This is a genomic window from Brevundimonas vesicularis (assembly GCF_014204545.1).
Taxonomy (GTDB): Bacteria; Pseudomonadota; Alphaproteobacteria; order Caulobacterales; family Caulobacteraceae; genus Brevundimonas; species Brevundimonas vesicularis_B.
Genome location: NZ_JACHLJ010000002.1, coordinates 444,505 through 458,801 on the forward strand (window position 1 = coordinate 444,505; position 14,297 = coordinate 458,801).

The window sequence follows — 14,297 nt, forward strand, 5'->3', positions numbered from 1 at the left end:
GGGCGCCAAGTTTGGATGTAAGTCCAAGTCCCTGCCCTATCCCCAGCATGCGAAGCCTCGCACCGAGGCGAACAAACAAAGAACTGGACGATATGGCGCCAGTCCGCCAACGTGCCCAAATGTGCGAATCTCGCCCGCCAATCGATTGCGCGCGCTCAAATTTGGTAAGTGTTGGAGACCTTCATGGCCGCGTCCGGCGTCGCCCCGTCCTTCTATGAATTCTTCGCGGGCGGCGGCATGGCGCGTGCGGGCTTGGGCAAGAACTGGACCTGCCTATTCGCCAATGACTTCGATGCGAAGAAGGGTTTTGCCTACCAAGCCAACTGGGGCACCGGCGGAGAGCTGACCGTCGGCGACATTCGCGCCTTGGAAGCGAGGCAACTCCCTGGGTATCCAGGGTTGGTCTGGGGGAGTTTCCCCTGCCAGGATCTTTCACTAGCAGGCGTTGGCAAGGGCCTGGCCGGTGAACGTTCAGGCACCTTCTATGCCTTTTGGGATATTGTTCGCGGACTGGCCGCTGACGGACGCGCACCGGCCATGGTCGCTGTTGAGAACGTCTGCGGAGCCCTGACCTCTCATGGCGGAGCGGACTTCCAGGCGATCTGTAAGACTTACGCTGACGCCGGCTATCGGTTCGGCGCCCTTGTGATCAATGCGGACCTCTTCGTCCCGCAATCCCGCCCCCGGCTCTTTGTCATCGGCGTGCGCGCAGATTTGGAAATAGCGCCCGAGCTGCTCTCGCCCGAGCCGATCGACCCTTTCCACACCCGCGCTTTGAACAAGGCGGTCTCCAACCTTCCGGCGGACGTCGCCGACAAACTCGTCTGGTGGAATGTCCCCACGCCTGAGCGGCGGGCTAGCACCTTCGCCGACATCATCGAAGACAATCCCGACAGCGTATCCTGGCACAATCAGGCCGAGACCAAGAAGCTTCTGGACATGATGTCGCCGTTGAACTTGGCCAAGGTGGAGGCGGCTAAGCGAGCCGGCCGTCGGATGGTTGGCGGCATCTATCGCCGGACCCGTTTTGACGAGAATGGACAGAAGGTGCAGCGCGCCGAGGTTCGTTTCGACGACATTGCTGGCTGCCTTCGCACTCCCGCGGGCGGCTCCAGTCGGCAGATCATCATGGTCGTAGACGGCCACCGAGTACGCTCGCGCCTGATCTCCTCGCGCGAGACCGCCCGTCTGATGGGTTTGAGCGACAACTATGTCCTGCCCAGCCGCTACAACGAGGCCTATCACTTGACCGGCGACGGCGTCGCTGCGCCGGTGGTCCGCCATTTGGCGCAGCACGTGTTCGAGCCCCTGCTGGACGCAGCCAGCACCCTGCGTAAGGTCGCATAGACCCAATGGCTGCTGGCGCTAGGGACAGAGACGCCTCTCAGCTTCCGCCGTTTGAAACGGAGGATCTGCGCGCCAACCTGGCCGCCTTTCTGGATACGCCCTTTGACGATCCCGCAGGCCATACGGTCCGGGTCGGCAACTACAAATGGGGCGTCTACGCTTTCTTCGATTACGACGGCGAGCCGATCTATGTGGGCCAGACGAATGAGATGCTGCGCACGCGCATCCGTCGGCATCTGACCAACCAACGTACCGACGCCGTCGCCATGTCGGTGCTGGATCCGTTCGAGGTCTATGAGATCGAGGTCTGGCCCCTACCTGAACTCCAAACGGTTGGAGGCAAGGACGTGGACGCCAGACAGCGCCTGGACGCGCTGGAGCGCCTGATCACCGAGCAGGCCGTAGAGCGCTCCGCCTTCAAGGCCATCCTCAACGAGAAGGACCCGCCCCCGGGGCTCCTGGCGGTCGAGCCACCGCCCTCACTGCGCGGCCGCATCGTCTCCGATCGTGTCTATGAGCTGCGCTCCCATCCGGACTTCCGCATCGCACGGCGCGCACTGATCATCTCGCGCCTGGCGCAGGTGATTTCCGAGCGGAAGGTCCAGGGAGGTCTTCGCCGCGTCCTCCAGACCCAGGCGCGACGCCTTCAATGGCTGGCCGAGCGCCGCTATGAGGCGCTCGGCGGCGAAGCCTCCGTCGAACGTGAATCCGCCGCAGACACCGACGCCTAGCGCACCTTCCACTAGCTCGTTGGCGTCTGCAGCTCCACGGGCGCGGTGATGAAGTCCAAGAAGGCATTGCCGATTGCGGTGGTGCGCGAGCTCTGAACACCGTTGCCGGTCATCATGGCTTTCAGACCTCCGCTGATCAGCCCTTCCCTCTCGAGGTCGGAGTTGAGACGGTCGAGCAGCTCGGGCTGGGCCGCCAGGTCCGGATGGCTTTTGACGATCACGCCGTGGACCGAGCCCATGTAAACGCTCGAGGCTTCACGGGCGTAAGCCGCATCCGCCATCGGGTTCCTCATGAGGGCAAGTAGCTTTAGGTGGCCTTCAGAGAAACGAGCGATGTAGTCCATGAACGCGCCGCTCAAAATCTCGTCAAGCCGGACGCCTGCCGCAATGTTCAGGACCGTATTGCGAAGCGCCTCGCGCTTGCGCTCCCCGTGAGAGAGCACTGCTTCCTGGGTCGCTCTGGCCGCGGCAGACACGAAGATCGGATCCTCGGCGAGGCTTTCAGGCGTGACGCCTTCGACCTGTTCAATCAGCAGATTGAGCGCCATTCCAAGCTCAGCCGTCCAGGCTTCTTGCCGCCGGCGTAACGGATCGCCGACGGCTTTCTCCAGGAGCTCCTGAGCGGCGCCTCCGGCCATCGGAATGGCTCCCAGCGCAACCTTCATCACGCTGTAGCCAAACTCCCCACCGTCACGCGTCGGCATCGGCGGAACTGCTTTATGGGTCATGTGTACCTCCGGCTCTGAAGGTAGGCGCCCTACCCGACTAAAGCGGTCGCACAGATCCTGAGGCCGCGCTTTTCTCCTAGCCTGCCGCCCGCTCGGCATAGATGGCTTTAGCGATACGTTTGCGCGCTTCAGCCCTCGCAGCGAGCACGCCCCCTTCACCCGTCTGCTCCAACCAAGCGATGAAGCGCTGCAACGCCAGCCGGGTCAGGGCGTCATCTCTGCAGTTCTCGAGGAGAACGAACTGCACCTTCTGCACCTCATCAGCGACGTAGATGCCGAAGGGCGCCGCGACGATCGCTGCATCAGGAAATCCGAGCAGCGTCGCCGCCTGGGTCTCAGTGGCGGTTCGGTTGCACCCGATGAGGTGAACTGGACCAGCAGCGCCGGCCATCGCCGCCACGTGCTCATGATCTCGCAGGAACGGGCGACCGACCATCTCGCGAGCAGCACCGATGCTCATGGCACCTGGGACCGCATGCACAGCGAAGAAAACTGAGACGCCTTCAATCTGTCTGGTGAACGTCCGAGCGCCGACCTTCTCGCCTCCGTTCTGCACGATCGATGCGCCAAGGGTGTCGGCAATCCGATCGGCGCGGGCTCTATAATCGAGCTTGCTCCATTCTAGCGCTTCGCCCAGGTGGAAACGGCTTCCACGAGAGTCCTGGCCGCCAAGGCTGACAAGCTGCGTAACGGCATGAAGCAGCGTCTGACTGGCCTCATCGAAGAGGGCTTCCGGGCTCAAGGCGCGGGCAGTGAAGTCGCCTGACTTAGCGACCTCGTCTCGGAACCGTTTGTCCGGCTTGCGATCACAGGCCTTCAAGTCTTCATCGCTGCCGAGCTGAATCAGGTGAACCTTGCCGGGCGCGCTGTGCCGTCCCCGTTGCCATTCACCGTGACAGATCCCCAGATCCCCCTCGCCCAACGTCCAGCCAGCGTTACCATTGAAAAGCACCAACAGAATGTCGCAGGCGTCGACCTGCGCCATGCAGGTGTCCCAACTGTCCTGCGTGGCCAGAGCGGGCGCATCTTCATTGATCCAGACATCAAACAGCTGCTGATCAAAGAGACGCACGTTCTCGATCCGCTCTTTGAGCTGGCGTCGCGTATCAGTCAGAGAGACGTTACCTCCAGCCGGAAACGCGTCGTTGCAGCGGCTGGACACCATCACCTTTATCCGGCGGATGGCGCTACGGCCTTTCTTGGATCGCGGCTTCGCCACTGGCCTACCCCTCAAGAACGGCCCTGAGACGATCCCAGAGCTCTTCAAAAATCGATTAGCGGCCCCTTCGGGCGGGGCTCGCGAAGCCTAGCGAATACGAGTGATCAGATCAGGGAAGATACCGGCAACCGCGGGAGACTGATTTGTGCGTTGCTGTTCGCTCGAGGCTCCAAGCCGCGTGAGCGGTCAACGCTGTTGCCGATGGATGCCCGTAGGTATTGCCGTCACCATAAGAGACAGCAGCTCTCGCTGCCCCCGTGGGGCTCGGTACGGGTCCCGCAAAGGTCGCGCCATGGTGGGCGACAACAAGCCCCGAATAGACGTTGCTCGTCCCCAGGGCGGCTATCGCATGTTGGTAGTCCGCATCCCCGGTCATCAGAACCCAGTCTTCCGTGCCATCTTTGGCGCGCACGCGAGCTTCAAGGGCGAGTCCGGTTTGGTTCTTGTTGCCCGCTGGTCCGGCGCAAACGGCGAGACGCCCCCAGCCGCCGGCTCCAAAAGTTACGGGTCCGCCCGTAAGGCCTTGTAACAGCCCCCATGAGTTCAGCTGCGCTGCAACGCGGCTCGCGCCCGGCCCAAGCGTCTGAACAGGCGTGAACCACGGCACGTGCTGAAGCCTAGGAAACACATAGTAACCGTGCAGGTGGTCCCAATCCCAATGAGAGAGCACCACCGGCGCCCATAGATTGGCGACCGTAGTCGTCGCTGGGGCGGTGCTCCCGTTAAAGCTCACTGGCCAACCCGCATCAAAATGCAAGCTAGGGCGGTTGTACTCGTCCCGCAGGGTGACGAAGCCGGCCTGACCCACGTCGCGCACCTGCACCGTGGACGGTTGCTTCGGCCACCCGCAGACGAACACCCCGGAAACATGAATGATCGCGTCTTGAGGAAACACACCGCCGTTGATGGCCTTCTGTGCTCGTTTCTTCCGCTTGGCGACACTTGCTCCGACAGAGTGCAAGGGCGGGTCGCCATCTTCGCCCACCCACTCGATGTCGCCGACGTAGCCCTTTGACCCGATCGTGTAGCCGCCCTGAGTTAGCTGGGCGTGCTCGGCTCGCATCCGCCGGTCCCCGTCCTCTTCGAAAAGCGTAAGACGAAACCAGCCCCCCGGCTCCAGAGGCCTCCCATCAATCTCATGGTTCTTGGGCACTTCGACCCTGAGCAACCCGAACGGATCGACTTTATCTCTATTGAGAAAGAGCGCGCTCAGATCCTCATCGACAATGTCTTCGTCGATCCCGTCGAGTTCGACAGACACCAGAGGCGAAGCGCCGTCTTCGAGCGGATCTTGGCGATAGACGCGCGCGATCATCGTGCGCGTTGGAAAACGACCGTCGTCGAGAATCTTCCCCTCCATAAGAAACTAGCGCCCCCAAGATCCGCACTTACTGAACCCTCAGCCGGCGGCAGCCCCAGAAAAGCGTATGGCGAACAGCGTGGGCTTCGCCGTCCATTCATTGGTGTCAAGTTTGGCCACCGGGTTCTGGACGAGCTGCACCAGTGGCGTGGAGGTTTCGCAGCCGGCGACCAGACACAGCCAGTAATTGGCCCCATGCGCTTGCGCCGCCGCCAGCTCGTTGGCCGTTAGCTCGACTGCTGCGAAAGCCGCCCCGGTGGTCCCTTTGACCTCGACGCGCTGCACTGCGCCGTCGGTATCGCGGTAGTCGATGTCCCACCCGGGCGTCTCGCCTTGGGCTGCGCGGTGGACGCAATCACTGCAGCCCGCGACGTTGTCCTGAATGTATCTGAGCGCCACACGCTCGGCCCAGTCGCCGATCGCCTTGGCGCGCTTGCTTCGTCGTTCGCCACCTGGCGAAGGCTGATGGCGCCCCAGTGAGGGCGGCAGGATCAGCTGATCCGATCCTGTAATCGTCACAAGGTCGATCGAGGCCGTGGCGGTTACACCGGCGCCGCTCGCCAGACCTTCCGCCACGATATCGGCATACACAGCGGGATCGAGAGCGCGTACGCCGTCCCACCAGAGGTTCCGAGCTATCTGCTCGCGCGTTTCACCATCCACCTTTGCGTTGACCGGCTTCGCGAAACGCTCGTAGTCGACTATGCTGCAGTACCAGGCGCCCTTCTTAGCCTCGTCCGGCCAAATCGTGCCGATCCTGCCGTAGCCCAGATACTCAGCAGGCCCGCGCCGCCCGGATTTTCGTGCGACGCCCCGGTAGTAGACAAATGGCTCGCCCGGCAGGACCTTACCGCGATACTTTGACGGGAAATGGTACTGAACGCCCTCGACGTCATTCCAGTTATGCGCGGAATCCCGAACGACATCGTTATGGACGAGAACTATAGGCACAGTCGCATCTCAGGCGCCGAGCGGCGGGTTATTCTGAAAGCGCCTAGCGCCACAAGCTGGACCGTAGCACGACCAAAACTTGTGTCCATCACCTGCACCTAGCTAAGACACGGGCGCCAGCCGAACCAACGCTAAAGCTCGCCCCTCGTCGACGGCTTCACGCTTGAAGGAGGCCTCGCAAGCCCGCCTTAGCGCCACGACGACCGTGCTTCATGGCAAAGTGCAGCACGTGCACGCTCTGCTCTCGACCGTCACGATGCGGCTGAAGTAGGTGGACCCGGAAGTCGCCCGGAGTATGGTCGACCCCACATTCAACACCCGAAAGCTCACACTCGGTGCAAGTAGACCTACAGGACCTCACCCGCCGTCTTTTCCAGACTGCGAACCAACTGTGGGCCAACACCGACTTGCGCCCGGACCAGTACGCCCAGCCGGTTCTTGCCCTGATCGCGTTGCGGCAGATGGAGGCCAAGTTCGACCTAATTCATGCCGAGCTGTCCTCGATCATGACGGGCCGCCTCAAGCCCACCCCGGGGGATTACCACGGCCTCGGCGCCGTCTTCCTGCCTGAGCATGCCCGCTTCTCCTACCTGCTGTCCCTGCCGGAGACGGAGAACCTGGCGGAGGCCCTGAACGAGGCCATGAAGGCCATAACGGAGCACAATCCGGACCTGGCGGGCGTGATGCCCCAGGGCTACGGAGCGCTGCCCAATAGCGTCCTCAGGGAGCTGCTGCGCCTGCTCCAGCCGCTGAAGATCGACGGGGACGCCTACGGCCTGATCTTCGAGTACTTCATGGGCGAGTTCGCCTCGTCGTACATGCAGAAGGGCGGCGAATACTTCACACCCGGCTCGATCGTGAAACTGATCGTCGAGGTCCTGGAACCCTATCACGGCAAGATTTTCGACCCGGCCTGCGGTTCGGGCGGCATGTTCGTCCACTCCGCCGAGTTTGTGAAGCGCCACCACAAGAACCCGACGCGGGAAATCGGCATCTACGGGGCCGAAAAGATGTCAGACACCCAAAAGCTGTGCCGCCTGAACCTGGCGGTCCACGGGGTCTCGGGCGACATCAGGATCGCCAACAGCTACTACGAGGATCCGCATGACCTGGTCGGCCAGTTCGACTTCGTTATGGCGAACCCGCCCTTCAACCAGTCGGAGGTCGATCGCAGCCGTCTGGTCACCGAGGCGGGCCATGTGGACGCGAAGTTCTCGCTCGGCATCCCCACCACCAGCAACGCCAACTACCTCTGGATCGGCCTGTTCAACGCCGCCCTGAACGAGACGGGACGTGCGGGCTTCGTCATGGCCAACTCGGCCTCGGACGCAGGCGGGGCGGAGCGGGAGATGCGCCGCAAGCTGATCGAGAGCGGGGCGGTGGACGTGATCGTCTCCACCTCGCCCAATATGTTCTTCACCGTCACCCTGCCGGTGACCCTGTGGTTCCTCGACAAGGCCAAGGCGAAGGGCGACCGGGCCGACGAGGTGCTGTTCATCGACGCCAGGCACATCTTCCGTCAGGTCACCCGCGCCCACCGCGACTACACGCCCGACCAGATCGAATTCCTGGGCAATATCGTGCGCCTGTGGCGCGGACGGAAAGCAGAGCTGGAAGCGGGGAGCGGCGAGCGCGTGACCCGGACCTTCGGCGATGATGGCTACAAGGACGTCCCAGGCCTGTGCAAGGTGGCGACTCGCGCCGAGATTGCCGCCCAGGACTGGAGCCTCAGCCCTGGCCGCTACGTGGGCGTGGCGCCCGGCGAGCAGGTGGACGACGTCGACTTCAAGGAGCGGCTGGAGGCCCTGCATGAAGAGATAGAGGGGCTGAACGCCGAGGCGGCGCGGATTCAGGCGTTGATCGCGCTGAACGTGGCTGAGGTGCTCGAGGCATGAGCGGTTGGCAGACGCGGAGGCTCGGAGACCTCTGCACACAGGTGACTGTAGGCCACGTAGGCAAAATGTCGGATCAGTATGTCGATGCTGGTGTGCCTTTCCTGCGGTCCCAAGACATCCGACCGGGCTTCATCGAGTTGGGGGACCTGAAGTACATCTCACCCGAATTCCACAAGCGGTTGCGCAAATCCCGCCTTTCTCCCGGAGACGTGGCCATTGTTCGGACAGGCTACCCTGGAACTGCGGCAGTGATCCCCGGGGACCTACCAGATGCGAACTGCGCCGACCTTGTGATCGCAAGGCCAGGTCCTACGCTTGATGCGCGCTTTCTTGCGTTCGTCCTCAACAGCCCTTGGGGTAAAGGACAGATCGGCGGGCGGCTCGTGGGGGCTGCTCAACAGCATTTCAATGTGCGCGTAGCCCAAGCTCTCGAAATCCCGTTCCCTCCTCTTGAGACCCAACGCCGCATCGCGTCGATCCTCGGGGCCTATGACGACCTGATCGAGGTCAACCGGCGCCGGGTGGCGGTGCTGGAGGAGATGGCGCGGGGGCTGTTCGAGGAGTGGTTCGTCCGCTTCCGCTTCCCCGGCCACGAGAGCGCGCCCCTTGTCGACACCCCGGACGGCCCGCGGCCTCAGGGGTGGACGAGGGGGCAGGCCAAGGACGTCATTGCCTTCGATCCCAAGACCAAGATCCCAAAAGACGACGACAAACCATTCATCCCCATGGGACATTTGGACACGGTCACATCGCTGATAGCCTCTCCTGAAAGTCGTAAGGGCAACTCGGGCGCCAAGTTTCGCAATTGGGACACGCTCTTCGCCCGCATCACTCCCTGTCTGGAAAACGGCAAGACGGGCCTCGTTCGAGACCTCCCCGGGGTAAACGGAATCGGATTCGGTTCCACGGAGTTCATTGTGATGCGTGGTGAGCGCTCGGGACCTGCTTTTACTTACTGCCTCTCGCGCCTTCCCGGATTTCGCGATCATGCCCGGTCGTCTATGTCAGGAGCTACCGGGCGCCAGCGGGCGCGAACGGAAAGCGTTGCGACCTACGCGATGGCCATTCCAGCCTCGGATGACCTCTTTGATCGGTTCGAGAGCGCGGCGTGGCCCATGCTGGAGTTGGTCGGCAAGCTTGGGAGCATGAACGAACGTCTTGCAACTTCCCGGGACCTTCTGCTCCCCCGGCTCATCTCCGGCCAGCTCTCCGTCGAGGCGGCCGAACGGGACCTGGAGCTGGCCGCATGACCGTGAAGCTGGGCAAGGTGATCCAGGTCGACGTTCGCAGGGCGTGGCCGAACGAGGCCGCGCACTTCACGCCTTGGCTCGCCTCTCCTGACGGCCTGGAGCTGCTCCAGGACGCGCTCGGGATGGACCTGGAGGTGGAGGCCATGGAGCAGTTCGTCGGCCCCTTCCGGGCGGACATCCTGGCGAAGCGCACCGACACGCCCGACGAGCACTGGGTGTTGGTCGAGAACCAACTGGAGAAGACCGATCACCGCCACCTGGGCCAGCTGCTGACCTATGCCGCGGGCCTCAAGGCCGCGACGATCGTCTGGGTCGCCCAGGACTTCGCCGAGGAGCACCGCGCCGCGCTCGACTGGCTGAACGAGATTACAAGCGACGCCTACCAATTTTTCGGCCTCCAGATCGAGCTGTGGCAGATCGGCGCTTCCGACCCCGCGCCCATGCTCAATATCCTGGCCGAACCGAACGAATGGTCGCGCGAGGTCAAGCAGTCGGCGGAAGGCGGCGTGTCCGACCTCAAGCAACAGCAGTTGGCCTACTGGCAGGCTCTTCGGACCCGATTGCTGGAGCGAAAGAGCAAGGTGCGGCCGCAAAAGGCCCACCCGCAGTCGTGGACCACCTTCGCCATCGGCCGCGCGGGAACCTGGCTTGGCGCCTGCGTGCACTCCCAGAAGAAATATGTCTGGGCCGAGTTCTGCTTCCGGGGGCCGGCGGGCAAGGTCTGGTACGACGAGTTGTTCGCGCAGAAAGAGGCCATCGAGGCGGAGTTTGGCGCCCCGCTGTCGTGGGAGCGCCTGGACGGGAAGAAGCAGAGCCGCATCGCGATCTATCTGGAAGGCGCGGACCCGACCCGCGAGGCGGACTGGCCCCGCCAGCACGAGTGGCTGATCCAGCAGCTGGAGAGGATGCGCCCCGTGTTCCAGACACGTGCCCTCGCTTTGAGCGACGGCAACGGCATACCTATGACCGAGGCCGATGATGCCGGCCCTGAGGAGCCGGAAGAGGCTTGATGGCGCCCTCGCTGACCGGAACCATCGCCTCCGAGGACGGCATCGTCGAGCAGCCCGCGCTGGCTCTCCTGCAGGAGTTGGGCTGGACGCACGCCAACCTCATGAACGAGCAACCGGGCCCGGCGAACCCGACAGGCCGGACGAGCTTTCGTCAGACGTGGCTTCCGGCGCGCCTCCAACAGGCCTTGGCCAAGCTCAACCCCGGCCTGCCCCCCGAAGCCCTGAAGCTGGCCGAGGAGGCCCTGACGAAGGACCGCACCGGCGCCCTCGCGCCCAACGCCAACCGCGAGGTGCACGGCTTCCTGATCGACGGCGTGCGCGTCCAGGTGCGCAAGGGCGACGGCGCGTTCGAGGACATGACCGTCCGCGTCATCGACTGGAAGGACCCGCTGGCGAACGACTTCCTGGTGACAAGCCAGGTCTGGGTCGAAGGCGTGCTTCACAAGCGCCGCCCCGACACGATCGGCTTCGTCAACGGCCTGCCGCTGCTCCTGGCCGAATGGAAGGCGCCCACCTGTCCGCTGGCCGACGCCTACGAGAAGAACCTGCGGGACTACCGGGACACAGTGCCCCGTCTGTTCGACGCCAACGGCTTCGTGTTGCTCTCCAACGGCCTGGAGTCGGTCATGGGGGCGAGCCATGCCGCCTACGAGTTCTACGCCCCCTGGAAGAAGCTCGACGAAGACGGACCCGAGGACGCGAGCCTGGAGACGATGCTGCGGGCGACCTGCGAACCTGCCCGCTTTCTCGACCTGATCGAGAGCTTCATCCTCTTCGACGAGGTCCCCGGCGGCCTGCGCAAGATCATCGGCAAGTACCACCAGGTGCTGGGCGTCAACCGCGCCATTCAGGCCGTGAAGCACATCGCGGACAACCAGGGCAAGCTCGGCGTCTTCTGGCACACGCAGGGCTCGGGCAAGAGCCTGTCGATGGTGATGTTCGCCGAGAAGGTCCTGCGGCGGCTGGGCGGCAACTACACCTTCGTCATCGTCACCGACCGCACCGAACTGGACGACCAGATCGCCGGTCAGTTCGCATCGGCCGGCGCCCTCACAAAGAACATCGACCAGGTTCAGGCAGGCAGCCGGGATCACCTCAAGACCCTGCTGTCGGGCAACGAGCGTTATGTCTTCACGCTGATCCAAAAGTTCTCGACCGCCGAGCGAGAGCCCATGCCGGTCCTTTCCGACCGGTCCGACATCATCGTCATCACCGACGAAGCCCACCGGAGCCAGTACGACCAGCTCGCGGCCAACATGCGGGCGGCCTTGCCCAACGCGGCCTTCATCGGCTTCACCGGGACCCCGCTGATCAAGGGGGCGGACAGCAAGACCCGCGAGGTCTTCGGTGACTATGTGTCCATCTACGACTTCGCCCAGTCGGTCCGCGACGGCGCCACGGTCCCGCTGTACTACGAGGCCCGCAAGCCCGAGCTGCAGATGGACGCCGACGCCCTGCGTGAGGAGCTGAACGACCTCCTGGATGAGGCCATGCTCGACGAGGAGCAGGAGAGGAAGCTCCAGCGCCAGTTCGGCCGCCAATACACGCTGATCACCGCGCCCGATCGTCTCGACAAGGTGGCCGACGACGTGGCGCTCCACTTCGCCCAGCGCGGCTATCGGGGCAAGGCGATGTTCGTGGCGATCGACAAGGCCACTGCCGTCGCCATGCACGACCGCGTGAAGGCGTCCGTAGCCCGGCGGATCGCCGAAGACGAGATCAAGCTCAAGACCGCGCATGAAGCGGAAGGCGCGGCGATCGTCGAACGCCTACAGTGGCTACGTGAGCTCGACATGGCGGTTGTCGTCAGCCAGGGCCAGAACGAAATCGACGACCTGAAGAAGAAGGGCCTCGACATCCTGCCCCACCGGGAGCGGATGCAGAAGGAGGACCTGGAAGCCAAGTTCAAGGACAAGGACGACCCGCTGCGGCTGGTGTTTGTCTGCGCCATGTGGATCACGGGTTTCGACGTCCCCTCGATCGGCACCGTCTACCTCGACAAGCCGATGAAGAATCACACGCTCATGCAGACCATTGCCCGCGCCAATCGCCGGGCCGAAGGCAAGACGGCGGGGGTGATCGTCGACTACGTAGGCGTGTTCAACAACCTCCAAAAGGCGCTGGCGGTCTATGCAGGGGGTGGAAGCGGCGAAGGCAAGCGTGAGCCGATTGAAGGCAAGGAAGCTCTGGTAGGCACCCTTGAAGACGCCTTGAGGGCCGCACGCGCCTTTGTGGAGCCGTTGGGCGTCGACGTGGACGCGATCGGTGGCGCAACACAGAAGAGCTTCGACAGACTCAAGCTCATTTCGAGCGCCGTCGAAACTCTGATAGCTCCAGACGATCGGCGGAGAGAGTTCCTGCGCCTGACCGCGGCGGTCACGAAGGCCTATAAGGCGATCTTGCCCGACGAGCGGGCCGCTCCCTTCATGAAGCCCGTCGCGGTCCTGCACACCCTTTCTGACGCCGTGAAGGCCAAGTTGGGTCCAGTAGACATCTCGGCCATCTCCGACCGCATTGCCGAGATCATCGACGAGCGGCTGGAAGGCGTTGCGATCCTGACCCCGATTGTCGAGGGCGACACCCCAGAGGGCCGCGTAGACCTGTCGGGTATCGACTTCGAGGCCCTTGCCCGGCTCTTTGAGCAAAGCCCGAAGGTCACCGTCGAGCGCATGCGCGAGGAGGCTGAAGAGCAAGTGCGGATTATGGCCGAAGCCAACCCCACACGCATCCCGCTGGTCGAGCGGCTGGAGAAGCTGGTTGCCGAGTACAACTCGGGCGCTATCGACCCCGAGCGTTTCTTCGAGGCCCTGCAGGCGTTCATCGCCGGTCTGAACCAAGAGCAGCAGCGGGCGGCCCGTGAGGAGCTGTCAGAGGAGGAGCTGGCCATTTTCGACCTTCTCACGACCCCGGAACCCAAGCTGACCAAAGCCCAGGAGATCCAGGTCAAAGTGGTCGCCAGACAGTTATTGGAGCGGTTGGACGAGCTCGTTAAGGCCGTCAACTGGACGGGAAATCAGCAGTCACGAGGCGCGGTCTGGTCTGAAATTCGCCTAAAGCTGAACGATCTGCCAGAGGCCCCGTACCCCCAGGATCTTTGGGATGCGAAGGTCGATCAGGTATGGGACTTCGTTCTCACGCGGTACGCAGCATCGCAAGGCTCGCGCGTGATTTGAAGCGTTCGGTCGAGGACAAGGCTGGCGCTGCGCTTTAGCTGTACAGTCCCCCTACCAGCCTTGTGATATGCAGCAGCCTGGCGGCCATCAAGCGACAGTTAGCGCCTGTTGCAGAAACGCCCGCCGGCCGAAAACGCCAGATGGTCACGCGCCATCAGCGGTATCGCCGCCGCGAAAGCGGACTCACATTCCACCGCTAGCAGCGGGTCTGCGTGCGAACCTGTGTTTGTGGACACCGGCCTGACCACACCGCCTCAACCAACATGGCTAGAATGGCGGGCTTGCGATAGAAATAATCCTTCTCTGTGGTGATTGGCGTCCAAGCGTCGGGAAGGCCACTTTGATCGAAGCTCTGACCGCTACCCTCCCCTAGATGGAGCCACTGTCATTCCCCGCAGCCCCCGCGACCTCTCCTGGACAGCGCCGAAGACCGGACATGACTGGATCGACGAGGACGTACTGCGAGCGGTCGTCCTATTGGAATCTTATGTCGACGCGGACGCGTGGCGACGTCGCCAGGCGGCTGTTGAAGCACGCTTCTTCGAGAGTTGGAGGCGACGGCGGGAGGGCGAATCGGTTCCGGACCTATTCGATCCGAAAGACCGCCTGGCTTGGCTGGTGTTTCAAGCTCGC

General features: G+C 63.2%; 10 protein-coding genes. 6 read left to right on the plus strand and 4 right to left on the minus strand.

Annotated elements, in window-relative coordinates; genetic code table 11:
• Positions 1-183: 183 nt before the first annotated feature.
• The gene (locus tag HNP47_RS10410) at positions 184-1,347 is read left to right on the plus strand and encodes a DNA cytosine methyltransferase (protein ID WP_184279498.1); all 1,164 of its coding nucleotides are present in this window, start codon (positions 184-186) and stop codon (positions 1,345-1,347) included.
• A gap of 5 nt (positions 1,348-1,352) precedes the next feature.
• The gene (locus HNP47_RS10415; RefSeq protein WP_184279499.1) at positions 1,353-2,078 is read left to right on the plus strand and encodes a GIY-YIG nuclease family protein; all 726 of its coding nucleotides are present in this window, start codon (positions 1,353-1,355) and stop codon (positions 2,076-2,078) included.
• A gap of 11 nt (positions 2,079-2,089) precedes the next feature.
• Here HNP47_RS10415 and HNP47_RS10420 read toward each other — a convergent pair whose 3' ends face one another.
• The 4 genes from HNP47_RS10420 to HNP47_RS16535 all read right to left on the minus strand — a co-directional run bounded on the left by HNP47_RS10420 (position 2,090) and on the right by HNP47_RS16535 (position 6,336).
• Positions 2,090-2,806 carry a hypothetical protein gene (locus HNP47_RS10420; protein ID WP_184279500.1) on the minus strand — a complete coding sequence of 239 codons (717 nt, stop codon included), beginning with the start codon at positions 2,804-2,806 and terminating at the stop codon, positions 2,090-2,092.
• A gap of 76 nt (positions 2,807-2,882) precedes the next feature.
• Entirely contained in the window at positions 2,883-3,971 is a 1,089-nt protein-coding gene (locus HNP47_RS10425; RefSeq protein ID WP_184279501.1) for a DUF4062 domain-containing protein, read from the minus strand.
• A gap of 163 nt (positions 3,972-4,134) precedes the next feature.
• On the minus strand, positions 4,135-5,385 hold the full coding sequence (locus HNP47_RS10430) for a hypothetical protein (RefSeq protein ID WP_184279502.1): 1,251 nt from the start codon (positions 5,383-5,385) through the stop codon (positions 4,135-4,137).
• A 39-nt stretch (positions 5,386-5,424) separates the two neighbouring features.
• Positions 5,425-6,336 carry a DUF3883 domain-containing protein gene (locus HNP47_RS16535; protein ID WP_184279503.1) on the minus strand — a complete coding sequence of 304 codons (912 nt, stop codon included), beginning with the start codon at positions 6,334-6,336 and terminating at the stop codon, positions 5,425-5,427.
• 335 nt (positions 6,337-6,671) lie between these two features.
• On the opposite strand from HNP47_RS16535, the gene HNP47_RS10440 reads away from it, so the two are divergent.
• From HNP47_RS10440 to HNP47_RS10455, 4 genes are read left to right on the plus strand one after another with little or no spacing between them, the layout of a single operon-like run.
• Positions 6,672-8,231, plus strand: coding sequence for a class I SAM-dependent DNA methyltransferase (locus HNP47_RS10440; protein WP_184279504.1), 1,560 nt, complete (start codon positions 6,672-6,674; stop codon positions 8,229-8,231).
• Positions 8,228-9,481, plus strand: a complete 1,254-nt coding sequence (locus HNP47_RS10445) for a restriction endonuclease subunit S (protein WP_184279505.1) — start codon at positions 8,228-8,230, stop codon at positions 9,479-9,481. The genes HNP47_RS10440 and HNP47_RS10445 overlap by 4 nt, the downstream gene beginning before the upstream one ends.
• Complete coding sequence (locus HNP47_RS10450; RefSeq protein WP_184279506.1) at positions 9,478-10,491, plus strand: DUF4268 domain-containing protein; 1,014 nt, start codon at positions 9,478-9,480, stop codon at positions 10,489-10,491. The genes HNP47_RS10445 and HNP47_RS10450 overlap by 4 nt, the downstream gene beginning before the upstream one ends.
• A complete protein-coding gene (locus HNP47_RS10455) occupies positions 10,491-13,664 on the plus strand; it encodes a type I restriction endonuclease subunit R (protein ID WP_184279507.1) in 3,174 nt (1,057 codons plus the stop codon). The genes HNP47_RS10450 and HNP47_RS10455 overlap by 1 nt, the downstream gene beginning before the upstream one ends.
• The last annotated feature ends 633 nt before the right edge of the window (positions 13,665-14,297 follow it).

Bases quoted from the DNA above. Each gene is read 5' to 3' on its own strand.
- HNP47_RS10425 (WP_184279501.1), bottom strand. From the start codon at position 3,971: ATGGTGTCCAGCCGCTGCAACGACGCGTTTCCGGCTGGAGGTAACGTC.
- HNP47_RS10410 (WP_184279498.1), top strand. From the start codon at position 184: ATGGCCGCGTCCGGCGTCGCCCCGTCCTTCTATGAATTCTTCGCGGGC.
- HNP47_RS10430 (WP_184279502.1), bottom strand. From the start codon at position 5,385: ATGGAGGGGAAGATTCTCGACGACGGTCGTTTTCCAACGCGCACGATG.
- HNP47_RS10450 (WP_184279506.1), top strand. From the start codon at position 9,478: ATGACCGTGAAGCTGGGCAAGGTGATCCAGGTCGACGTTCGCAGGGCG.
- HNP47_RS10455 (WP_184279507.1), top strand. From the start codon at position 10,491: ATGGCGCCCTCGCTGACCGGAACCATCGCCTCCGAGGACGGCATCGTC.
- HNP47_RS10415 (WP_184279499.1), top strand. From the start codon at position 1,353: ATGGCTGCTGGCGCTAGGGACAGAGACGCCTCTCAGCTTCCGCCGTTT.
- HNP47_RS10420 (WP_184279500.1), bottom strand. From the start codon at position 2,806: ATGACCCATAAAGCAGTTCCGCCGATGCCGACGCGTGACGGTGGGGAG.
- HNP47_RS10445 (WP_184279505.1), top strand. From the start codon at position 8,228: ATGAGCGGTTGGCAGACGCGGAGGCTCGGAGACCTCTGCACACAGGTG.